Source organism: Bradyrhizobium sp. 18BD, from assembly GCF_054185225.1.
Map to the genome: position 1 here is coordinate 283,903 of NZ_JAVAYL010000007.1, position 21,340 is coordinate 305,242.

At 64.8% G+C, this 21,340-nt stretch carries 19 protein-coding genes; 13 read left to right on the top strand and 6 right to left on the bottom strand.

Annotation, left to right across the window (positions count from 1 at the left end; all coding sequences use genetic code 11):
- The first annotated feature begins 9 nt into the window (after nt 1-9).
- Entirely contained in the window at nt 10-444 is a 435-nt protein-coding gene (locus RAD16_RS15680; protein ID WP_057747431.1) for a MarR family winged helix-turn-helix transcriptional regulator, read from the top strand.
- Nucleotides 445-784: 340 nt separating this feature from the next.
- On the opposite strand, the gene secA is transcribed toward RAD16_RS15680, so the two are convergent.
- A complete protein-coding gene (gene secA, locus RAD16_RS15685) occupies nt 785-3,625 on the bottom strand; it encodes a preprotein translocase subunit SecA (protein WP_458158779.1) in 2,841 nt (946 codons plus the stop codon).
- A gap of 353 nt (nt 3,626-3,978) precedes the next feature.
- On the opposite strand from secA, the gene RAD16_RS15690 reads away from it, so the two are divergent.
- Both RAD16_RS15690 and argJ read left to right on the top strand, forming a co-directional pair.
- Nucleotides 3,979-4,893: a peptidylprolyl isomerase gene (locus RAD16_RS15690; protein WP_458158780.1), complete on the top strand. Its 915-nt coding sequence runs from the start codon at nt 3,979-3,981 to the stop codon at nt 4,891-4,893.
- Between the two features lie 119 nt (nt 4,894-5,012).
- On the top strand, nt 5,013-6,254 hold the full coding sequence (gene argJ / locus RAD16_RS15695; RefSeq protein ID WP_458158781.1) for a bifunctional glutamate N-acetyltransferase/amino-acid acetyltransferase ArgJ: 1,242 nt from the start codon (nt 5,013-5,015) through the stop codon (nt 6,252-6,254).
- Between the two features lie 181 nt (nt 6,255-6,435).
- Here the strand turns inward: argJ and RAD16_RS15700 are convergent, their stop codons facing one another.
- Entirely contained in the window at nt 6,436-7,767 is a 1,332-nt protein-coding gene (locus tag RAD16_RS15700; RefSeq protein WP_458158782.1) for a TadE/TadG family type IV pilus assembly protein, read from the bottom strand.
- Nucleotides 7,768-7,906: 139 nt separating this feature from the next.
- Between RAD16_RS15700 and RAD16_RS15705 the strand changes: the two genes are divergently transcribed.
- On the top strand, nt 7,907-8,317 hold the full coding sequence (locus tag RAD16_RS15705; RefSeq protein ID WP_262049006.1) for a (deoxy)nucleoside triphosphate pyrophosphohydrolase: 411 nt from the start codon (nt 7,907-7,909) through the stop codon (nt 8,315-8,317).
- 25 nt (nt 8,318-8,342) lie between these two features.
- On the opposite strand, the gene RAD16_RS15710 is transcribed toward RAD16_RS15705, so the two are convergent.
- Complete coding sequence (locus tag RAD16_RS15710) at nt 8,343-9,191, bottom strand: methyltransferase domain-containing protein (RefSeq protein WP_458158783.1); 849 nt, start codon at nt 9,189-9,191, stop codon at nt 8,343-8,345.
- A gap of 64 nt (nt 9,192-9,255) precedes the next feature.
- On the opposite strand from RAD16_RS15710, the gene RAD16_RS15715 reads away from it, so the two are divergent.
- Genes RAD16_RS15715 through RAD16_RS15730 form a run of 4 tightly spaced genes read left to right on the top strand, consistent with a single transcriptional unit; the run spans nt 9,256 to nt 11,736 of the window.
- The gene (locus RAD16_RS15715; protein WP_458158784.1) at nt 9,256-10,053 is read left to right on the top strand and encodes a ComF family protein; all 798 of its coding nucleotides are present in this window, start codon (nt 9,256-9,258) and stop codon (nt 10,051-10,053) included.
- Nucleotides 10,054-10,100: 47 nt separating this feature from the next.
- Nucleotides 10,101-10,376, top strand: coding sequence for a glutaredoxin 3 (gene grxC / locus RAD16_RS15720; RefSeq protein ID WP_458158838.1), 276 nt, complete (start codon nt 10,101-10,103; stop codon nt 10,374-10,376).
- Nucleotides 10,373-11,251 carry a carbon-nitrogen hydrolase family protein gene (locus tag RAD16_RS15725; protein ID WP_458158785.1) on the top strand — a complete coding sequence of 293 codons (879 nt, stop codon included), beginning with the start codon at nt 10,373-10,375 and terminating at the stop codon, nt 11,249-11,251. The genes grxC and RAD16_RS15725 overlap by 4 nt, the downstream gene beginning before the upstream one ends.
- Entirely contained in the window at nt 11,248-11,736 is a 489-nt protein-coding gene (locus RAD16_RS15730; RefSeq protein ID WP_458158786.1) for a DUF1178 family protein, read from the top strand. The genes RAD16_RS15725 and RAD16_RS15730 overlap by 4 nt, the downstream gene beginning before the upstream one ends.
- Here the strand turns inward: RAD16_RS15730 and RAD16_RS15735 are convergent.
- The 3 genes from RAD16_RS15735 to RAD16_RS15745 all read right to left on the bottom strand — a co-directional run bounded on the left by RAD16_RS15735 (nt 11,733) and on the right by RAD16_RS15745 (nt 13,998).
- The gene (locus tag RAD16_RS15735; protein ID WP_458158787.1) at nt 11,733-12,632 is read right to left on the bottom strand and encodes an EamA family transporter; all 900 of its coding nucleotides are present in this window, start codon (nt 12,630-12,632) and stop codon (nt 11,733-11,735) included. The genes RAD16_RS15730 and RAD16_RS15735 overlap by 4 nt on opposite strands.
- Nucleotides 12,633-12,742: 110 nt before the next feature.
- On the bottom strand, nt 12,743-13,516 hold the full coding sequence (ubiG, locus tag RAD16_RS15740) for a bifunctional 2-polyprenyl-6-hydroxyphenol methylase/3-demethylubiquinol 3-O-methyltransferase UbiG (RefSeq protein WP_458158788.1): 774 nt from the start codon (nt 13,514-13,516) through the stop codon (nt 12,743-12,745).
- Between the two features lie 14 nt (nt 13,517-13,530).
- Nucleotides 13,531-13,998 (bottom strand): PH domain-containing protein, encoded by a 468-nt coding sequence (locus RAD16_RS15745; protein WP_458158789.1) that lies wholly within the window; start codon nt 13,996-13,998, stop codon nt 13,531-13,533.
- A gap of 150 nt (nt 13,999-14,148) precedes the next feature.
- Here RAD16_RS15745 and RAD16_RS15750 point away from each other — a divergent pair, with 150 nt between their 5' ends.
- The 5 genes from RAD16_RS15750 (at nt 14,149) to RAD16_RS15770 (ending at nt 21,284) form a co-directional block, all read left to right on the top strand.
- Nucleotides 14,149-15,405, top strand: a complete 1,257-nt coding sequence (locus tag RAD16_RS15750; protein ID WP_458158790.1) for an aspartate kinase — start codon at nt 14,149-14,151, stop codon at nt 15,403-15,405.
- 339 nt (nt 15,406-15,744) lie between these two features.
- Nucleotides 15,745-18,012, top strand: coding sequence for a phosphoenolpyruvate--protein phosphotransferase (ptsP, locus tag RAD16_RS15755; RefSeq protein WP_458158791.1), 2,268 nt, complete (start codon nt 15,745-15,747; stop codon nt 18,010-18,012).
- Between the two features lie 57 nt (nt 18,013-18,069).
- The gene (gene prfA / locus RAD16_RS15760) at nt 18,070-19,155 is read left to right on the top strand and encodes a peptide chain release factor 1 (protein ID WP_458158792.1); all 1,086 of its coding nucleotides are present in this window, start codon (nt 18,070-18,072) and stop codon (nt 19,153-19,155) included.
- 7 nt (nt 19,156-19,162) lie between these two features.
- Nucleotides 19,163-20,044, top strand: a complete 882-nt coding sequence (gene prmC, locus RAD16_RS15765; RefSeq protein WP_458158793.1) for a peptide chain release factor N(5)-glutamine methyltransferase — start codon at nt 19,163-19,165, stop codon at nt 20,042-20,044.
- Nucleotides 20,045-20,504: 460 nt separating this feature from the next.
- Nucleotides 20,505-21,284 (top strand): DUF4167 domain-containing protein, encoded by a 780-nt coding sequence (locus RAD16_RS15770; protein WP_458158794.1) that lies wholly within the window; start codon nt 20,505-20,507, stop codon nt 21,282-21,284.
- The last annotated feature ends 56 nt before the right edge of the window (nt 21,285-21,340 follow it).

Consider the following 21,340-nt stretch of genomic DNA (forward strand, 5'->3'; position numbering starts at 1 on the left):
GTCTTAGCCGTGGCAAAATCCAACGCTCCAATCACCGAACACCTCGCTTATCTGCTCGCGCAAGCCAACCGGGAGATCAACCGGCAGCTGGAACTGCGGTTGAGCAAGGAGGGCGTTCCCGTCGAGCAGTGGCGCATCCTGAAAGTGCTGTCGGACGGCGACGGCCATTCGATGGGCGAGCTTGCAGACGCCGTGCTGCTCAACCATCCGACGCTGACCAAGATGATCGACCGCATGGTCTCCGACACGCTGGTCTATCGCGTGCAGGATCCGAACGACCGCCGCAAGGTGCTGATGTTCATCTCCGACCGCGGCAAGGTGCTGTGCAAGAAGCTCAACTCGCTCGCGGTGGATCAGGAAGAGCACATCCTGGAGAGCTACGGCGACAAGTCGACGAGCGAGCTCAAGCGGCTGCTGGAGAGCTTGATCGACAGTTCGAATTGAGTGGCATGGTCGCGCGTCTCGCTACACAGCCGTAGCCCGGATGGAGCGAAGCGCAATCCGGGTCTTTCACGCACGCGGAACAGAACTCCCGGATTACGCTTCGCTCCATCCGGGCTACGAATTCCCGCGAGTGACGGTTTTCTCAGAACTGTGCCGTGGCGGCTGTTGCGCACCACATACTCAACTGTCATCGCCCGACTTGAATCGAGCGATCCAGTATTCCAGAGACTGATGTGACTGAGCCGAGAAGCCGCGGCGTACTGGGTCGCCCGGTCGAGCCGGGCGACGACAGTGGAGAGTGAGGCGCCGTTGTCACGCCTCACGCCGACGTAGCCAGCTATTACGCGTACCGCCCGTGGCAGTGCTTGTACTTCTTGCCGCTACCGCACGGGCAGTCTTCGTTGCGGCCGACCTTGCCCCAGCTTGCGGGGTTCTTCGGGTCGCGCAGCGCTGCGTCGGTCGCCTGCGGTGCGAGGGTGACGCTGGCGAGGGCCATCTCGTCTTCGCCGGTGTTCGGGTCGAACTTGTGCGCTTCCATCGCCGGCAGGACGGGCGCTTCCTGCTCCGGCGGGACGATCTCGACGCGCATCAGCTGCGCCGTGACGGCCTCTCGCAGGTGTGCACTCATCTCCTGGAAGAGATTGAAGGCTTCGGTCTTGTACTCCTGCAGCGGATCGCGCTGGCCGTAACCACGCAGGCCGATGACCTGGCGCAGATGGTCGAGCATGATCAGGTGCTCGCGCCAGAGATGGTCGAGCGTCTGGAGCAGAATGGTCTTCTCGACGTAACGCATCACGTCGGGGCCCCATTGCGCGACCTTGGCCGCCATGTGCTCGTCGGCCTTGGTCTCGATGCGGTTGAGCAGCTCCTCGTCGGCGATGCCCTCTTCCTTGGCCCAGTCGTCGACCGGCAGGTCGAGATCGAGCACGCGCTTGAGCTCGTCCTTCAGGCCGGCGACGTCCCACTGCTCGGCATAGGCATGCTCGGGCACGTGCTTGGCAACGAGGTCGTCGATGAAGGCGTGGCGCATGTCGGTGACGGTCTCGGCGACGCTGTCGTCCTTCATCAGGTCGACGCGCTGGTCGAAGATCACCTTGCGCTGGTCATTCTGGACGTTGTCGAACTTGAGCAGGTTCTTGCGGATGTCGAAGTTGCGCGCCTCGACCTTCTGCTGCGCCTTCTCGAGTGCCTTGTTGATCCAGGGATGGATGATCGCCTCGCCCTCCTGCAGGCCGAGACGCTGCAGCATGCTGTCCAGACGGTCCGAGCCGAAGATGCGCATCAGATCGTCTTCCAGCGACAGGAAGAACTTCGAGCGGCCGGGGTCGCCCTGACGGCCGGAACGGCCGCGCAGCTGGTTGTCGATGCGGCGGGATTCGTGACGCTCGGAGCCGATGATGTAGAGGCCGCCGGGCTTCTTCACGGTCTTGGCGGGCTTGGAGCCCTTCGCCGGCTCGATCTCGACGGTCTCCTCGGCCTTCAGCACGATGTCGCGGAAGTGCTCGATGTCGGCCTTGATCTGCTCGATCTTCCTGGCCTTCTCAGCCTCGTCCTCGATGCCCGCGGTCTCCTGCTGGATGCGCATTTCGAGCGAGCCGCCGAGCTTGATGTCGGTACCACGGCCGGCCATGTTGGTCGCGATCGTGATCGCGCCGGGAACGCCCGCTTCGGCGACGATGTAGGCTTCCTGCTCGTGGAAGCGCGCGTTCAGCACCGCAAACAGCTTTGCCGGCTTGCCGGCGCGCGCCGCGGCGTACAACTTCTGCATCGAATTCTCATTGCCGAAATCGATCTGCCGGTAGCCGTGCTTCTTGAGATATTCGGCAATCACTTCCGACTTTTCGATCGAGGCGGTGCCGACCAGCACCGGCTGCAGCCGCGCATTGGCGCGCTCGATCTCGGCCAGGATCGCGGCGTACTTCTCGTTCTGGGTGCGATAGACCTCGTCGTCCTCGTCCAGACGGGCTACCGACAGATTGGTCGGGATCTCCACGACCTCGAGCTTGTAGATGTCGAACAACTCGTCGGCTTCCGTCAGCGCCGTGCCGGTCATGCCGGCGAGCTTTTCGTACATCCGGAAATAGTTCTGGAAGGTGATCGAGGCGAGCGTCTGGTTCTCGGGCTGGACCTGAACGTGTTCTTTGGCTTCCAGCGCCTGGTGCAGACCTTCGGAATAGCGGCGGCCCTGCATCATGCGGCCGGTGAACTCGTCGATGATCACGACCTCGTCGTCGCGAACGATGTAATCCTTGTCGCGGGTGAACAGAGTGTGCGCGCGCAGCGCCTGGTTGATGTGGTGCACGACGGAGACGTTCTCGACGTCGTAGAGCGAGTCACCCTTGAGCTGGCCGGCATCGCGCAGCAGCGTCTCGATCTTCTCCATGCCGCCTTCGGTGAGCGTCACCGTGCGCTGCTTCTCGTCGACGTCGTAGTCGCTCTTGTCGAGCTTGGGCAGGAATGAGTCGATGGTGTTGTAGAAGTCGGAACGGTCGTCGAGCGGGCCGGAGATGATCAGCGGCGTCCGCGCCTCGTCGATCAGGATCGAGTCGACCTCGTCGACGATGGCGTAGAAGTGCGGCCGCTGGACCATGTCCTCGAGCCGGTACTTCATGTTGTCGCGCAGATAGTCGAAGCCGTATTCGTTGTTGGTGCCATAGGTGATGTCGCAGGCATAGGCCGCCTTGCGCTCGGCATCGTCGAGGCCGTGGACGATAACGCCGGTGGTCAGACCGAGGAAGCCGTAGATCTGGCCCATCCAGCCGGAGTCGCGGCGGGCTAGGTAATCGTTGACGGTGACGACGTGGACGCCCTTGCCGGCGAGCGCATTGAGATAGACCGCGAGCGTTGCCACCAGCGTCTTGCCTTCGCCGGTCTTCATCTCGGCGATGTCGCCCTCGTGCAGCACCATGCCGCCGATCAGCTGGACGTCGAAATGGCGCTGGCCGAGCGTACGCTTGGCCGCCTCGCGCACCGTGGCGAAGGCGGGGACCAGGAGGTCGTCCAGCGTCTTGCCCTCAGCAAGCAGTTTCTTGAAGTCGGCGGTGCGGGCCTTGAGTTCGTCGTCGGAGAGCTTGACGAGCTCCGGCTCCAGCGCGTTGATCGCGTTGACGCGGGACTGATATCCCTTCACCCGCCGGTCGTTGGCGGAGCCGAAAAACTTGCGGGCGAGCGCGCCGATCATGCCTAGTTCCTGTGTTCGCGATTCAACCGCGTTGCAGCCAAGAAGTTGTCACCCGCCTGCCTATCAACTCACCGTGACGCCTGATGGCGCCAGAGCCCGGACTGCGGGGGTCATCCGCCATATGGGTGGGAATTGGGCAAGCCTGGGTTCAACGGCCAAAAACGCAGCAAAATAAACGCCATCGCCATGGACGCGACCGGGCAGAGATATGGCCCGGTCAGGGCCTTGTCAACGGCGGCCGCATTGCGGCTAATTCATCAAATTGACAAGCTTTTCGCGTTGCCAAGCCCCCCTGAATTGGGCGAGTGTCCGCCCCGCTCGAGCAGCCCCCTGCTTCAACAAAAGGATTTTCCATGACCACCTCGTTCCCGGTAACCACCGGCCAGCGTTTCCGCCATGCGTCGGCCCTGGCTGGCAGCCTCGCTCTGGCGCTGACCCTGGCGTTCGCGGGCCCGCTCCGGGCCGCCGACGATCCGGTGCTGGCGAAGGTCAATGGCGCGGAAATCAAGAAGAGCGACGTCGCCATGGCCGAGGAGGAACTCGGACCCAGCCTCGCCCAGATGGACCCGGCGACCAAGGACGAGAACGTCCTGTCCTTCCTGATCGACATGAAGATCGTCAGCAAGGCTGCCGAAGACAAGAAGGTCGCCGACAGCGAGGAGTTCAAGAAGCGCCTGGCGTTCGCCCGCAATCGCCTGCTGATGGACAGCCTGCTCGCCCAGGAAGGCAAGGCCGCCACCACCCCCGACTCCATGAAGAAGGTCTACGAGGAGGCCTCCAAGCAGATCACCGGCGAGCAGGAAGTGCGCGCCCGCCACATCCTGGTCGAGACCGAGGATGAGGCCAAGGCGGTGAAGGCCGAGATCGACAAGGGCGCCGATTTCGCCGAGCTGGCCAAGAAGAAGTCCAAGGACCCCGGCTCGGCCGATGGCGGCGATCTCGGCTTCTTCACCAAGGAGCAGATGGTTCCGGAATTCTCGGCCGTGGCATTCGCGCTCGAGCCGGGCAAGATCTCCGACCCCGTGAAGTCGCAGTTCGGCTGGCACATCATCAAGGTCGAGGAAAAGCGTAACCGCAAGGCGCCGGACTTCGAGCAGGTGAAGGCCCAGATCGAGAACTACGTCACCCGCAAGGCCCAGGCCGACTACGTCGCCAAGCTGCGCACGGAGGCCAAGGTCGAGCGGCTGGACCAGCCGGCGGCGGACGCCAAGCCGGCCGATGCGGCGAAGCCCTCCGACAGCAAGATGGCTCCGCCCGCAAAGAAGTAAGACCGCGAAGAAGTCAGAATTCGCTGTCACTTCACGGACGCCAATAGTATCTAACGTCGCAATGGCCGGGCATCGCCCGGCCATCTGCATGTCCAGACCTCATCAAGGCGCGCCCAACGATGTCCTCAGCCGTCTCTCCCCTCGCCCCGAAAAACGTTCCCGCCATGCCCACCATCGCGGGCGTCCGTCTCGCGACGGCCGAGGCCGGCATCCGCTACAAGAACCGCACCGACGTGCTGCTGGCGGTGATGGACAAGGGCACTGCGGTGGCCGGCGTCTTCACCAAGTCAAAATGCCCCTCCGCGCCCGTGGAATGGTGCCGCGCCAAGCTGAAGGGCGGCAAGGCGCGCGCGCTGGTCGTCAATTCCGGTAACGCCAATGCCTTCACCGGCAAGACCGGCCGTGCCTCCACCGCGCTGACCGTAAAGATCGCGGCCAAGGCCGTCGGGTGCAGCGAGGGCGAAATCTTCCTGGCCTCGACCGGGGTGATCGGTGAGCCGCTGGACGCGACCAAGTTCGACGGCGTGCTCGGCCGTCTCGCCGAGACCGCGGAAGCAGGCGATTATCTCGCCGCGGCCAAGGCGATCATGACCACCGACACCTTCCCGAAGGTCGCAACCGCGACCGTGAAGCTCGGCAAGGCCAAGGTCACCATCAACGGCATGGCCAAGGGTGCCGGCATGATCGCGCCCGATATGGCGACGATGCTGTCCTTCATCTTCACCGACGCCCCGATCGCGTCTGCCGCGCTGCAGGCCCTGCTCAAGGCCGGCGTTGAGGACACCTTTAACGCGGTGACGATCGACGGCGACACCTCGACCTCGGACACGCTGCTGGCGTTCGCAACCGGCGCCGCCGCCGAGCACGGTGCACCGAAGATCAGCCGCGCCAGCGATCCGCGCCTGAAGGCCTTCGTCAGGGCTTTCAATCAGATCCTCGCCAACCTGTCCGAGCAGGTCGCCCGCGACGGCGAAGGCGCGCGCAAGCTGGTCGATATCACCGTCGAGGGCGCCAAGACCAAGGCCTCGGCGCGCAAGATCGCGATGTCGATCGCCAACTCGCCGCTGGTCAAGACCGCGATCGCCGGCGAGGACGCCAATTGGGGCCGCGTGGTGATGGCCGTCGGCAAGGCCGGCGAGCCGGCCGATCGCGACAAGCTGTCGATCTCCTTCAACGGCATCCGCGTCGCCAAGAGCGGCGCGCGCGATCCGTCCTATGACGAGGCTCAGGTGTCGGAAGCGATGAAGGCGCCGGAGATCGCGATCAAGGTCTCGCTCCGCCTCGGCAAGGGCCGCGACCGCGTGCTGACCTGCGACCTCACGAAGGAATATGTGGCGATCAACGGGGATTACAGGTCGTAGTCTTTACGACTCCCACCCCGTCATCCTGAGGTGCGAGACGCGCGGCGCAACGCGCCGCGTGGGGAGCCTCGAAGGATGCATGGCCACGCTACAACCGCTCGGAAAGAGCCGGGCCGTCGCCCTTCGAGGGCCGCTAAGAAGCGGCCACCTCAGGGTGACGGTCGGAGAATTTTGCTTCAATTCACCCCGAGATCCGCGCGTCGGCGACGGCCTTCCTGAACAGCGCGGCCATCGCATCCGAGATGCCCTGCGTCGGGCTCACCTCGAAATACAGGCCCGGCGAAGCGCAGCTCTGCATGTTCTGGGCGATCTCGCTGTTCGGCGACGGACCGAACGGTCCCTTGTTGAAGGGATCGATGTACGTCATGTACCAGGTGTTGGTCGGCAGCTGCAGATAGGTGGTGTAGAGCACCGCGATCTTGATGCCGCGGTTCTTGATGGTGGTGCAGAGCGAGACGTCGATCGGCGATTGGCAGCGTCCGCCGCTCACCGTCGGCTTGGAGCAGCCGGTATTGTATTCGTCGGCGACGCCGTCCGAGACAAAGAACAGATATTTCATCGGCGACGCTGACGTACCGGGGCCTGGCGCGGCGATCGCATTGTTGATGGCGGGAATGACCGTGCTGAACTGCGTGTCTTTGTCGGCCGTGTAGGAATCGTTGTTGCCGTAAACGCCCATCAGATCGATGCCGCCGGCGGCGGTCTTGGCGCTCGACAGGCTGGCCGACAGTGAGTACAGCGCACGCAGGCCGATCGTCTTCGACGAAGCGCCGAAATCGTAGATCGCCATGCGGAACTGGTTCGAATAGGTTTCGGTGGCGCCGGCCGTGTCCATCAGCGACTGGGTCGCGCTGCGTAGCACGTCGATCCGCGTCGTCACGCCGAGCGTCTTGGCCAGATTGTAGTAGTTGTTGGCGTCATTGTAGTCGTGGCAGGCGAAGGCGCATTTGTCCGGCGTATTGTTCACCATCTTGGTGACGTCCGCCGGCGTTGCCGCAACGCCCATCGACGGCGAATTGTCCAGCAGCAGGTAGAAGTCGACATAGAGCGGCATGGTGGCCGTCGCCGTCGACGTCCCGCTCATGCCCAGCGCGGTCTTGCCGATCACGCCGAGGAACATGGTGTTGATGGTGGCGCTGAACGTCACGGTCGAGGTGACAGTCGAGCCGCTCTTGACCACGGTCGGCGTGATGCTGCTCAGCGTGTAGCCGGTCAGGTTGGAGACGTTGGCATTGAAGATATTCGTGGCGTCGGTAACGCCGGCCGGGATCGCACCGTCCGAGGTCATCGAGCCGGCGGCGGCAAAGGCGGGCGAGGCCTTGGCGACCGAGCCGACGCTGGCCGCATCGGCCGCAGCCTGCAGCTTGGACCGGATCTGGGTCGCGCGGGCGTAATCGACCGCGCAGCCCACCATCGTGATCAGGGGGACGCAGCAGAGCGCGAAGATCACTGCAATATTGCCGCGCTGGTCACGGGCAAATCGGCGCGAGAAGGTGCGAAGCGCGGAACGCATGGGGGTTCGGCCTGGAGTGGTTGTTGTGGTTCCACCCTAGGAACCGTCGATTAAATATGACTTATGGAGACCGTAGAAACGCGGGCCGCGACAGGGTTAACGAACCGTTGCGGTTCATCTTCAGCGAGCGACATCATTTATGGCCGATCTCAAACTGACACTGGTGGTGGCCTGCGCGCTGGTCGACGCCGACAAGCGCGTCCTGATAGCGCAGCGCCCCCCAGGCAAGACGCTGGCCGGCCTCTGGGAATTTCCCGGCGGCAAGCTCGAGCCCGGCGAGCGGCCGGAACAGAGCCTGATCCGCGAACTCCACGAAGAGCTCGGCATCACCGTCGCCGAGCCGTGCCTGGCGCCGCTGACCTTCGCGAGCTACGGCTACGAGACGTTTCATCTCCTGATGCCGCTCTACATCTGCCGGCGCTGGGAAGGGCAGGTCACGCCACGCGAAGGCCAGACCCTGGCATGGGTCCGCGCCAACAAGCTGCGCGACTATCCGATGCCGCCCGCGGACATTCCGCTGATCCCGCATTTGATTGACTTGCTGATGTGAGGCCGGACCTGATCTCTGATGAGGATCACTCCTTCCCCGCCTTCTTCACCGCCTCCGCAAGGCTCGCCTTCGCCGAGCCCGGCTTCAGCGGCTGTTGCTGGCTCGCATGCGGGGCCCAGCCGGACAGCCAGATGATGTCGAACGTCGCGCGGATGCGGCCGTCGGCGTCGGCAAAGCGCTCCGCATAGATCTCGGCCATACGCAGCAGCGTCGCACGCCGGCTCGGTATACGCCGCCGCTCGATCAGCACATTGGTCCCGCCCATGCGGCGGAGATCCTGCATCAGGGCGAACGCATTGGCGTAGCGCACCACGACACGGTCAACATCGGTGACCGGAAGCGCAAAGCCCGCGCGCTGCAACAGTGCACCGATGTCCCGCAAATCAGCGAACGGTGCGACGCGCGGCGACACGCCGCCCTCGCATTCAGCTTCCGCCGCGGCAAACGCCTGCCGCAACTCGGTCAGGCTGTCGCCGCCGATCATCGCGGCGAGCAATAGTCCATCCGGCTTCAGCGCACGGCGGATCTGCGCGAACACACCCGGCAGGTCGTTGACGAATTGCAGCGCCAGCGCCGAGACGACGAGATCGAGGCTTTCCGGCGCGAACGGCAATTTCTCCGCGCCCGCCGCGTCGAGTGCGATCCGTTCGATCGAAGGCAGCCGCGCGCGCAGCGCCGCCAGCCCCTCGCCGGGCGTCCAGAGATCGGCCGGCGCATGAAATTCGCGCATCACCGCGGCCAGCCGGTCGGACATATCCTCGGCGACCCTGTCGAGCAGGAAGGTCACCGGCGCTTGCGCCTGCGCACGCCGCTGCCGCGCATGCAGCAAGGCGCGGTCGAACAGAGCGGGCGGGATCTGCGGGGTCTGAGCCATGCCGCTGGTTACGCCGATCGCGATGGTTCTGGCAATCCGGCGAATGCGGCGCTAGCCTCCCTCGATGGACGCCGACGCCGCCCCCTCCCGCTTCATCGCCGCGCCCTTTCGTGCCGCATGGACGGCCGGCCGCCACGTGCTGACGCGGGCGGCGCGGCTTGCACTCGACATTGCGCTGCCGACGCTATGCGTGTCCTGCCGCGAGCCGGTCGATGGTGAGGGCGTTTGCGCGTCCTGCTGGGCGCGGCTGTCGTTCATCGAACGGCCCTATTGCCCGCGGCTCGGTATTCCCTTCGTTTATGACCCCGGCCCCGACATGCTGTCGATGGAGGCGATCGCGAGCCCGCCGGCTTACCAGCGGGCACGCGCCGCGGTGCGCTATGACGACGTCGCCCGCAGCCTGGTACATGCGCTGAAATACCAGGACCGCACGGATCTCGCGCCCGCCATGGGCCTCTGGATGGCCCGCGCAGGCGGAGAGCTGCTGGCGAGCGCCGACATGCTAGTTCCCGTTCCCCTGCATTGGCGGCGGGCCTGGCGCCGCCGCTACAACCAGTCTGGGGCGCTGGCGCGCATCATCGAACGGCACAGCGGGGTGAAGGTCCGCGGCGAGGTGCTGCGCCGGGTCCGCGCCACCGAGCAGCAGATCGGCCTGTCGCGGGCACAGCGCGCCACCAATGTGCAGGGCGCATTCCAGGTATCCCCCGACCGTCAGCCGGAGGTTCAGGGCCGGCAGATCGTTCTGATCGACGACGTCCTCACCTCGGGTGCGACACTGGAGGCCTGCGCGCGAGCTCTGCTCCGCGCCAAGGCCGCCCAGGTGGACGTGCTGGTCTTCGCCCGGGTTGTCGAAAGCCGGTGATCTCCCATATAATTCAATGAATTCATGACATGAAAGCGCTGGACGACATGACCGCTGCTGTCGAGATCTACACGAGGCCGGGCTGCGGCTATTGTTCCGCGGCCAAATCGCTGCTGACCCGCAAGAAGGCGACCTTCACGGAGTTCGATGTCGCCAGGGACCCGTCCTGGCGCCAGGCGATGTACGACCGCGCCGGCGAGGGCTCGACTTTCCCGCAGATCTGGATCGGCGGAACCCATATCGGCGGCTGCGACGACCTCTACGCGCTCGACCGCGAGGGCAGGCTCGACGGCATGCTGGACAGCGTGAAGGCGGCATCATGAGCGACAACAGGACCTTCACCGCCGCCATGGTGCAGATGCGCACCGGCCTGATGCCCGAGCCGAGCCTCGAGCAGGCCACCAGGCTGATCCGCCAAGCAGCGGCCAACGGCGCCGATTACGTGCAGACGCCCGAAGTCAGCAACATGATGCAGCTGAACCGCAAGGCGCTGTTCGAGCATCTGCAGAGCGAAGAGGACGACAAGTCGCTGAAGGCCTACCGGGCGCTCGCGGCGGAGCTCGGGATCCACATCCATGTCGGCTCGCTGGCGCTGCGTTTCTCGCCGGAGAAGGCGGTCAACCGCTCCTTCCTGATCGGGCCCGAGGGCAATGTGCTCGCGAGCTACGACAAGATCCACATGTTCGACATCGAGCTGCCGGACGGCGAGAGCTATCGCGAATCCGCCAATTACCAGCCGGGCGAGACCGCCGTGATCTCCGACCTGCCCTGGGGCCGCGTCGGACTGACGATCTGCTACGACGTACGCTTCCCCGCGCTGTACCGCGCGCTGGCCGAGAGCGGCGCGCACTTTCTCACGGTGCCCTCGGCCTTCACCCGCAAGACCGGTGAGGCACACTGGCATATCCTGCTCCGGGCGCGCGCGATCGAGACCGGCTGTTTCGTGTTCGCGGCGGCGCAGGCCGGCCTGCACGAGAACAAGCGCGAGACCTATGGCCACTCGCTGATCATCGACCCCTGGGGCGAGATCCTCGCCGAGGGCGATGTCGAGCCCGGCATCATCATGGCCGAGATCGATCCGGCCAAGGTCGAGACTGCCCGCCGCGCGATCCCCTCGCTCCAGCACGGCCGCCGCTTCGGCGTTGCCGACCCCAAGGCCGGGCCGGACCATCTGCATCTCGTGCGGGGATCGGCATGATCCGCTATGCGCTCCACTGCGACCGGAACCACGCGTTCGAAAGCTGGTTCCAGAGTTCCTCCGCCTACGATTCGCAGGTGAAGCGCAAGCTGGTGACCTGTCCGATCTGCGGCTCGGCCAAGGTCGACAAGGCAATCATGGCCCCGCGCATCGTCGGCAAGAAGGGCCGCGGCCGCGCGACCCCGCCGCCGGAGCCGGCGACAACCACGACTGCCGCGGCCGAGGCTGCTGCGCCCGGATCGACCTCGCTGATGATGGCGCAGGAGCGCGAGCTGCGCGCCAAGCTCAAGGAGCTGCGCGACCACATCGTCAAGAACGCCGACAATGTCGGCGAGCGCTTCGCCAACGAGGCCCGCGCGATGCATTACGGCGACAAGGAGCATCGCCCGATCTATGGCGAGGCCTCGCCCGAAGAGGCCAAGTCGCTGATCGACGAAGGCATCGAGGTGTCGCCGCTGCCGACGCTGCCGGAAGACCGGAACTAGGCTCCCACCAGCACCGCCACGCCGACCACGATCAGCGCGATGCCAAGGATCTCGCGCGGCGCGATCGGCTGCTTGAAAGAGTAGTAGGCGACGGCTTGCGCGAACAGCACCTCGATCAGCGCGAGCGTGCGGACATTCGCGGCGGCCGTCAGCGCGAAGGCCAGGAACCAGAACTGCGAGGCGAAGGCTCCCGTGAAGCCGGCGAGCAGCGACGGCTTCCATAATCCCAGGATCGACTGCAGCACCTTTGGCGCGCGCCAGAGCAGGTAGACCGTCAGGATCAGCGTCTGCACGAACAGCCCGAGCACCAGCGTGAACGACGACGCCGTCACGAACGAGACGTTCGGCACCGTGATGATGGCGCCGCGGAAGCCGACCGCAGAGAGTGCGAACGCCGCAGCGGCGACGAGGCCGGTAATGGTCGGCTTCAGCTCGGCAAAACTCTTCTCTCCGCCGGGGCGCAACGCAGTGATGACGACGCCGACGGTCGCGATCACGATCGCCAGCACCTTCAGCCAGGTCAGGTGATCGCCGAGGAAGACGAAGCCGAAGATCGCGGTCTGGATCGCCTCGGTCTTGAGGTACGCCGTCGTCACCACGAAGGAGCGATCGTTCATCGCAAGCAGCATCAAGCCGGTCGCGACGATCTGGCTGAGCGCGCCGAGCAGCAGCCACGGCCAGAACACGGTCGGCGGCATGCCGATACGATCGCCGGTTGCGACCAGCACCACGCCCAGAAACAGCAGCGAGAACGGGAAGCCGAACAGGAAACGGATATTGGTCGCGCCCCATGTCCCCAGCGGCTTCGTCAACGACCGCTGCATCGCATTGCGCGCGACCTGGCCGAGCGCAGCAATGACGGTGAAGGGAATCCAGAGGCTGGCGACGGTGAACATGGGGTGAAATGGGCGGAGGGCTTGGGACTTTGGTCAACCTGCCGCTAGCGGCGAAGCAGGTCAATCACGCCCACGTCATAGGAGCGATGCTCTCGCCCGCTCGCGTCTCCTCACACCATGCCTTCCGCCACGACCATGTAGTTCACGTCCATGTCGGACGAGAGGGCCCACTTGTCGGCGAAGGGGCTGTAGACGACGCCGGTCTGCTCGGTGATGACCAGGCGGTTGTCGAGGAGGTATTTGGTCAGCTCGTCGGGGGTGACGAACTTATTCCACTCATGGGTGCCGCGCGGCAACCAGCGCAGGATATATTCGGCGCCGACGATGGCGAGCGCAAAGCTCTTCCAGTTGCGGTTCAGCGTCGAGACCACCATCAGCCCGTTCGGCTTCAGCATCGAGGCGCAGCGCTTGAGGAAAACGCCGACGTCGACGACGTGCTCGACCACCTCCATCGCCAGCACGATGTCGAAGCGCTCGCGCGGGTCGATCTCCTCGACCGTGGTGCAGCGATAATCGATCGCAAGGTGGCTCTTGTCGGCATGCAGCTTCGCGGCTGCGATGTTGCTGACGGACGGATCCACGCCGATGACCTGCGCTCCCAACCGCGACAACGGCTCGCACAGCAGGCCGGCGCCGCAGCCGATATCGAGCACGCGCAGGCCGCCGAGGCAGTTGAGGCTGCGGACATTGCGCTCGAACTTGCGGCAGGCGGCGTCGCGGATATAGCCAAGCCGCAGCGGGTTGATCCGGTGCAGCGGCGCCATCTTGCCCTTGGGGTCCCACCACTCGGCCGAGAGCTTCGAGAATTTGGCGATCTCGGCGGCATCGACGGTCGAGCCCGGCTGGGCGGTAGCGGTTGCGGAAGTATTTTGCTGCATGCTCATGATTACGCGCGGTCCTACCGCGTGGTGATCGAACTACGGAAGGCCAGCGGCGAGGCGATGGTCCTGATGGTTTCGCGACCCTCGCCGACGCCGTTGATGGTCACGTCACCGTAGTTGAGAATACGTCCAAGAATCGTCTGATTGACGTCGACACTTTCGACCTTGTCCAGCGCCATTTCAAAGGAGCGGCGCTTGATGAACCCGGTCTTGTGCACAACCCTGAGGTTGGTGACGTCGGTCTCAGTGGTGAAGCGATGGAACCAGCCCTTCAGGGTCCAGAACAGGGCAGCCAGCGCCACCAGACCGGAGCCGAAAAGGGACAGGATCATGATGCTGTAGATGTCGCTCTGGCGGGACAGGACGAACAGGGCCAGAGCCACGATCCATGCCAGAATTGCCGGAAAATAGAAGATCCAGTGCGCATTGGTCGAATACAGCACCCGCTCGCCGGGCTGCAGGATTTCGTCAATATAGCGCGCCATAACCTCTGATAACCCATTGCCCGGATTGGCCCCCGCAGGAACCCGCTTGCCCCCGGCCCCGCCCCTCTGTATACGCGCGGTCGGTATCCCCTGGCATCCGTCCAGCGCGGGTCACCATACTGATCCTTATGAAGGAATGCACGCGTCGTCATGAGCCGCCTCGTGATGAAATTCGGCGGCACGTCCGTCGCCAACATCGAACGTATCCGCAACGTCGCACGCCATGTGAAGCGTGAGGTCGACGCCGGCCATGAGGTGGCCGTGGTCGTCTCGGCGATGTCCGGTAAAACCAACGAGCTGGTGGCCTGGTGCACCGAGGCCTCGCCGATGCACGACGCGCGCGAATACGACGCCGTCGTCGCCTCCGGCGAGCAGGTGACGTCCGGCCTACTGGCCATCGTGCTGCAGAGCATGGGTATCCAGGCCCGCTCCTGGCAGGGCTGGCAGATCCCGATCAAGACCAGCGACGCCCATGCCTCGGCCCGGATCGAGGACATCGACGGCAGCGAGATCATCACCCGTTTCAAGGATCGCAAGGAGGTCGCGGTCATCGCGGGCTTCCAGGGTATCGATCCCAAGACCAACCGCATCACCACCCTCGGCCGTGGCGGCTCCGACACCTCGGCCGTGGCGATCGCGGCCGCCGTCAAGGCGGATCGCTGCGACATCTACACCGACGTCGACGGCGTCTACACCACCGACCCGCGAATCGTGCCGAAGGCTAAAAGGCTCGACAAGATCGCGTTCGAGGACATGCTGGAACTGGCTTCCCAGGGCGCCAAAGTGCTCCAGGTCCGCTCGGTGGAACTCGGCATGGTCCACAACATGCCGATCTTCGTTCGCTCGAGCTTCGACAAGCCCGAGGATATCGACCCGCATGCCAACCAGCCGCCCGGCACGCTGATCTGCGGCGAGGAGGAGATCATGGAAAACCACGTCGTCACCGGCATCGCCTTTTCGAAGGACGAGGCCCAGATCTCGGTGCGCCAGATCGAGGACAAGCCCGGCGTCGCGGCATCGATCTTCGGCCCGCTGGCCGATGCCAACATCAACGTCGACATGATCGTTCAGAACGTTTCTGAAGACGGCAAGACCACCGACCTCACCTTCACGGTGCCGGCCGCCGACTACACCCGCGCCAAGGACACGATCACCGCCGCCAAGGCCAAGATCGGTTATGCACGGCTGGATACCGCCACCGACGTCGCCAAGATCTCGGTGATCGGCAGCGGCATGCGCAGCCATGCCGGCGTCGCCGCCCAGGCCTTCTCGGCCCTCGCCGGACGGAATATCAACATCCGGGCCATTACAACCTCCGAGATCAAATTCTCGGTTTTGATCGACGCTGCCTATACCGAGCTTGCGGTGCGCACCCTGCACACGCTCTACGGCCTCGATCAGGCCTGAAGCGCGACGTCGTCGCGCTTCAGCATGGTCTTTCCGGAAAACCGGTTCGCACTTTTCCGGACCATGCTTGGACTAATTTTCTCTTAGCGGTCGCAGCAAACGCGAAGGTGTACACACCTTCGCGTTTGGCAGGCGTTTTGCTTGGCAAAACAAGCCTCAATTCGCTATACGGCGAACAGGGTGGGCTGCCGCAGACTGTGTCTCAGTTCAGGCCGCTGATTCGGTGCAAGCGAGAGTTTGCGCCTGCGCCGGACAAACAATTTGGTTGTTTTTCTGGAATTTTGGGCCAGCCGCCGGCCGATACCGCCGGGCCCGGCAGACGGAGGAGATTGACGGTTCATGCGGAGCGCGTCGGGAGGTCCCCGCGTCTTGTTGAGACGGCTCCGCGAAACCATGGCGGAGCAGGTCTCGGCCCAGGAGCGGCTGGACAAGATCGTGGTGCTGATCGCCGCCAACATGGTGGCCGAGGTGTGCTCGGTCTATGTGCTGCGCATCGACAACACGCTCGAGCTCTATGCCACCGAAGGTCTCAACCGCGAGGCAGTGCACCATACCGTGCTCAGCGCCCATGAGGGCCTGGTCGGCCTCGTCGCCAGCGAGGCCACCCCGCTCAATCTGAGCGATGCGCAGAGCCACCCGGCCTTCTCGTTCCGTCCCGAGACCGGCGAAGAAATCTATCACTCCTTCCTCGGCGTGCCGATCCTGCGCGCCGGCAACACGCTCGGCGTGCTGGTGGTGCAGAACCGCGCCAAGCGCAACTATGTCGAGGAAGAGCTCGAGGCCCTGCAAACCACCGCGATGGTGCTGGCCGAGCTGATCGCCTCGGGTGAGCTGTCCGCGCTGGCCCAGCCGGGCCTGGAGCCGGCCGCGCGCCATTCCGCCCAGAAGGTCGGCGCCATCCTGTCGGAAGGCATCGCGCTCGGCCATGTCGTGCTGCATGAGCCGCGCGTCGTCATCAAGGACTACATCGCCGAGGACCTGCCGAAGGAAATCAAGCGGCTCGACACCGCGCTCGCCAAGCTGCGCGCCGATCTCGACCGCATGCTGGAGCGCGGCGACGTCGCCGAAGGCGGCGAGCATCGCGAGGTGCTGGAAGCCTATCGCATGTTCGCCAACGACCAGGGCTGGTCGCACAAGCTGCACGAGGCGGTCGCCACCGGCCTTACCGCGGAGGCCGCCGTCGAGCGCGTGCAATCCGACACCCGCGCGCGCATGCTGCGTTCGACCGACCCCTATTTGCGCGACCGGCTGCACGACCTGGAGGATCTCGGCTACCGCCTGATGCGGCAGCTGGTCGGCCAGGACCACGCACCGTCGCGCGAGCAGTTGCCCGACAACGCCATCGTCATCGCCCGCGCGATGGGCCCGGCGGCGCTGCTCGACTACGACCGCAAGCGCCTCCGCGGCATCGTGCTGGAGGAGGGCACCGCCAATTCCCACGTCTCGATCGTGGCGCGCGCGCTCGGCATTCCCGCGGTCGGCGAAGTGCCGAACGCACCCGGCATTGCCGATCCCGGCGACGCCATCATCGTCGACGGCACCTCGGGCTCGATCTATGTCCGCCCGTCGCAGGAGATCGAGGCGGCCTTCGCCGAGCGCGTGCGCTTCCGCGCCCGCCGCCAGGCGCAATATCTGGCGCTGCGAGACCGGCCCTGCGTCACCAAGGACGGCCAGAAGGTCGAGCTGATGATCAATGCGGGTCTTGCGATCGACCTGCCGCATATCGAGGACACCGGCAGCGCCGGCATCGGCCTGTTCCGCACCGAGCTGCAATTCATGGTCGGCCAGAGCCTGCCGCGCACCAGCGACCAGCTCGCGCTGTATCGTACCGTGCTGGATGCAGCGGGCACCAAGCCCGTCACCTTCCGCACGCTCGACATCGGTGGCGACAAGGCACTGCCCTATATGGAAGCGGTGATCGAGGAGAATCCCGCACTCGGCTGGCGCGCGATCCGGCTCGGGCTCGATCGTCCCGGCCTGTTGCGCGGCCAGATCCGCGCGCTGCTGCGCGCCGGCGGCGGCCGTGCGCTGCGCATCATGTTCCCGATGATCTCGGAGGTCGCCGAGTTCGACTCAGCGAAGGCGCTGGTCGAGCGTGAGCTCACTTACCTGCGCCAGCACGGCCACACGTTGCCCGAGCGGATCGACATCGGCACCATGGTCGAGGTGCCTGCGCTGCTCTATCAGCTCGATGAGCTCTTGAAGAAGGTCGACTTCATCTCGGTCGGCTCCAACGATCTGTTCCAGTTCCTGTTCGCGGTCGACCGCGGCAATGCCAAGGTATCCGAGCGGTTCGACACGATGTCGGCGCCGATCCTGCGCGCCCTGCGCGAGATCGCGCGGAAATCGAACGCGGCGAAGAAATCGCTGTCGCTCTGCGGTGAGATGGCTTCCAAGCCGATCGGCGCGCTGGCGCTGATCGCGATGGGCTATCGCTCGCTGTCGCTCTCGGCGACCGCGCTCGGCCCGGTCAAGGCGATGGTGATCGACCTCGACGCGAAGAAGGCCGAAGCGATGCTCGGCCCACTGCTTGACGCGCCCTCCGGCACCGTCTCGATCCGGCAGAAGCTGACGGAATTTGCCGAGGCCGAAGGCCTGGCGTTGTAGCGGGCCTGCCGCCCGTCTTCGCCGCCTCGCCTCCCTCCGTCTTTTGAGACCAAACCGATGTCGTCACTCCCCGAAGCCAAACTGGACGTTCTGCTCGCGCATCACGCCTCGCTCGAGGCCGAATCGCTGGGACAGCTCGCCTCCGAGCGCTATGTGCAGATCACGCGCGAGCTCGCCGAGATCGCCCCGCTGATCGACGCGGTCAAAACCTATCGCGCCGCCGTCAAGGAGCTCGCCGACACCGAAGCGCTGATCGCTGATCCCGCGACAGATGCGGAGATGCGCAGCATGGCGGAGGCCGAGCGCGACGAGCTGACGCCCAAGATCGAGGAGTTGGTCCAGAAGATCCGCGTCGCGCTGCTGCCGAAGGACGCCATGGACGACCGCAACGTCGTGCTGGAAATCCGCGCCGGCACCGGCGGCGACGAGGCCTCGCTGTTCGCCGGCGATCTGTTCCGGATGTACGAGCGCTTCGCCGCCTTGCAGGGCTGGAAGGTCGAGGTGATCTCGGCCAGCGAAGGCACGGTCGGCGGCTACAAGGAAATCATCGCGGAGGTGCAGGGCCGCGGCGCATTCTCGAAGCTGAAGTTCGAATCCGGCGTGCACCGCGTGCAGCGCGTGCCCGACACCGAGACGCAAGGGCGCATCCACACCTCGGCCGCGACGGTCGCCGTGCTGCCCGAGGTCGAGGACGTCGACGTCGAGATCAAGAACGACGACCTCCGCATCGAGACCATGCGCGCGCAGGGCGCCGGCGGCCAGCACGTCAACAAGACGGAATCGGCGATCCGCATCACCCACATTCCGACCGGCATCGTCGTGATGATGCAGGACAGCCGTTCGCAGCACAAAAACCGCGCCTCCGCGATGAACATCCTTCGCTCGCGCATCTACGATGCCGAGCGGCAGCGCGTCGACGCCGCGCGCTCGGCCGAGCGCAAGGAGAAGGTCGGCTCGGGCGACCGCAGCGAGCGCATCCGCACCTATAATTTCCCGCAAGGGCGTGTCACCGACCACCGTATCAACCTGACGCTCTACAAGCTGCCGCAGGTGATCGCCGGCGAGGCACTCGGCGAATTGACTGATGCGCTGACCACCGAGCACCAGGCGGCGCAGCTCGCCGCCCAGGGCGCTGCGGCGTGACGGGCGCGTGAAGACTTCCTTCACCGGGCAATCGATCGAGAGCGCGCGGCGCGCACTGGCCGCGCAATTGAAAGCCGCACAATTCGACGAAGCCGAGCTCGACGCCCGCATCCTGATCGGTGCGGCGCTCGGCCTCGATCTCACCGGCCTGATCTCACAAGCGGCCCGTCCCCTCACCGAAGCCGAGGCATCGCGTCTGGCGCAACATGCCCGGCGCCGCATCGCCGGCGAGCCGGTGGCACGCATTCTCGGCACGCGGGAATTCTGGGGCCTGCCGTTCCGTCTGTCGGACGCGACGCTGGTCCCGCGTCCGGACACCGAGACCGTGGTCGAACGCGCGCTCGAAATGTTGCGCGAACGAGAGCTGTCTCATCCGCCGCGCATCGCCGACATCGGCACCGGATCCGGCGCGATCCTGCTCGCGCTGCTGCACGAAATTCCCGATGCATTTGGCGTCGGCACCGATCTCAGCCTCACGGCACTCAATACCGCAAGAGCCAATGCAACCGCCCTCAGCCTCGCCGACCGTGCCGGCTTCGTCGCCTGCTCTTATGCTGCGGCGCTTCGCGGCCCGTTCGACCTCATCGTCTCGAATCCACCCTACATTCCCTCAGGGGAAATTCCGAAGTTAAGCATCGAGGTGCGCGAGCATGATCCGCATCTGGCGCTCGACGGCGGCAATGACGGCTATGACGCCTACCGCGCCTTGATCCCGCAGGCGGCCGAACGGCTGGCGCCGGGCGGGGCCCTGATCGTCGAGGCCGGGCAGGGTCAGGCCGGAGATATTGAAACCTTGATGGCGGCTGCGGCGTTGACTGTAGACAGACCACCCAAGGCCGATCTGGCGGGTATCCCAAGGGCGGTTTCGGCCAGAAAAATGCCCCCATAAAAGCCGGATTGGCCCGTAAAAACCTCTTGGAATATCCCTTGGGAACGACTACGTTCCGATCAACACATCGGTGCCGGCCCCGTAGACCTACGGGTGAAAGCCGGGCTCTCGGGCGAGAGCTTTACTGATTAAGGTTCCAAGCCGCAGGTCCTGTTGAGCGCGATGGCCAGTGAAGCTGCGCTGCTCTCGACCGCAAAGTGAACGAAAGCCTGATATTGCGCTTGAACACTTACGCAAGAAAGCTGGGCTTGTTTCGGCAAGCGAAATGAATGGGTTCGCTGGCAAATGAATGCTGGCGTGGGGAACGCGTCTTTGTTGAACGCGACGGTCGACGAACATTGGCAGGGTTCAATCTGCTCTCGTGCGCGGTGCGTGCGAGCACTGTGAACCGCTGTCATCAGGTCACTCTCTTGCAATCAGTAATGCGTGCAACCTTTAGGGCTGGAATTAAAGGCAGGACATGAGAAACGGTCAGAACAAGCAGCGGATGCGCAACCGCAACAATAATAACAACAACAATAACCGGCGCGGCCAGAACCCGATGACCCGGGTCTACGAATCGAACGGCCCCGACATCAAGATCCGTGGCACCGCCTCGCACATCGCCGAAAAATATCTTCAGCTTGCGCGCGACGCGCGCTCCTCCGGCGACCCGGTCGCCGCCGAGAACTACTACCAGCACGCCGAGCATTATTTCCGCATGATCGCTGCGGCCCAGGAACAGTTCCGCCAGAACCAGCAACCGCGCGGCGACGAGCCGGCCAGCACCAGCACCGACGACAGCGAGGACGACGGCGAGAATTTCTCGAATTTCGGCCAGGAGCCGGGCTTCGTTCCCCAGCCGCAGCAGCAGAATTTTGGGCGCGACGGCAATCGCGATCACCAGCAACGAGACTATCAGCAGCGCGACAACCAACAGCCCTATCAGCGCGACAACCAGCAACCGCGCGAGCATCGCGAACGCGACCATCGTCCGCAGCCGCAATATCAGCCGCAACCGCAACCGCAGAACCAGCCGCAACCCGTCATCGCCGATACCGGCAGCGTCGATCGCCTGCCCTCTTTCATCACCGGCGCGCAGCCGCAGGTGAACAGCGGTGCGAATGGCGGCCAGGGTGGCTTCGAGGGCAGTGGTGGCGGTGAGCGCTTCCCGCGGCGGCGGCGCCGGCCGCACGGCCCGCGCCCCGAGCGCGAGGCAGCTCCGGCCGGCTCCAGCGACGAAGTCGCACCGGGCGAGTAAGCTTCTTCCGATTTTTCTGATCTGCAATCGTGATCTGCAATCGTCCTGGCCTTGCG

Excerpts from the sequence above, each read along its gene's own strand:
- secA (WP_458158779.1), bottom strand. The coding sequence starts at position 3,625 with ATGATCGGCGCGCTCGCCCGCAAGTTTTTCGGCTCCGCCAACGACCGG.
- RAD16_RS15745 (WP_458158789.1), bottom strand. The coding sequence starts at position 13,998 with ATGGCGCGCTATATTGACGAAATCCTGCAGCCCGGCGAGCGGGTGCTG.
- prfA (WP_458158792.1), top strand. The coding sequence starts at position 18,070 with ATGTCGTCACTCCCCGAAGCCAAACTGGACGTTCTGCTCGCGCATCAC.
- RAD16_RS15705 (WP_262049006.1), top strand. The coding sequence starts at position 7,907 with ATGGCCGATCTCAAACTGACACTGGTGGTGGCCTGCGCGCTGGTCGAC.
- RAD16_RS15700 (WP_458158782.1), bottom strand. The coding sequence starts at position 7,767 with ATGCGTTCCGCGCTTCGCACCTTCTCGCGCCGATTTGCCCGTGACCAG.
- RAD16_RS15730 (WP_458158786.1), top strand. The coding sequence starts at position 11,248 with ATGATCCGCTATGCGCTCCACTGCGACCGGAACCACGCGTTCGAAAGC.
- RAD16_RS15710 (WP_458158783.1), bottom strand. The coding sequence starts at position 9,191 with ATGGCTCAGACCCCGCAGATCCCGCCCGCTCTGTTCGACCGCGCCTTG.
- ubiG (WP_458158788.1), bottom strand. The coding sequence starts at position 13,516 with ATGAGCATGCAGCAAAATACTTCCGCAACCGCTACCGCCCAGCCGGGC.
- RAD16_RS15735 (WP_458158787.1), bottom strand. The coding sequence starts at position 12,632 with ATGTTCACCGTCGCCAGCCTCTGGATTCCCTTCACCGTCATTGCTGCG.
- RAD16_RS15750 (WP_458158790.1), top strand. The coding sequence starts at position 14,149 with ATGAGCCGCCTCGTGATGAAATTCGGCGGCACGTCCGTCGCCAACATC.
- ptsP (WP_458158791.1), top strand. The coding sequence starts at position 15,745 with ATGCGGAGCGCGTCGGGAGGTCCCCGCGTCTTGTTGAGACGGCTCCGC.
- RAD16_RS15725 (WP_458158785.1), top strand. The coding sequence starts at position 10,373 with ATGAGCGACAACAGGACCTTCACCGCCGCCATGGTGCAGATGCGCACC.
- RAD16_RS15715 (WP_458158784.1), top strand. The coding sequence starts at position 9,256 with ATGGACGCCGACGCCGCCCCCTCCCGCTTCATCGCCGCGCCCTTTCGT.
- argJ (WP_458158781.1), top strand. The coding sequence starts at position 5,013 with ATGTCCTCAGCCGTCTCTCCCCTCGCCCCGAAAAACGTTCCCGCCATG.
- grxC (WP_458158838.1), top strand. The coding sequence starts at position 10,101 with ATGACCGCTGCTGTCGAGATCTACACGAGGCCGGGCTGCGGCTATTGT.
- RAD16_RS15770 (WP_458158794.1), top strand. The coding sequence starts at position 20,505 with ATGAGAAACGGTCAGAACAAGCAGCGGATGCGCAACCGCAACAATAAT.
- RAD16_RS15690 (WP_458158780.1), top strand. The coding sequence starts at position 3,979 with ATGACCACCTCGTTCCCGGTAACCACCGGCCAGCGTTTCCGCCATGCG.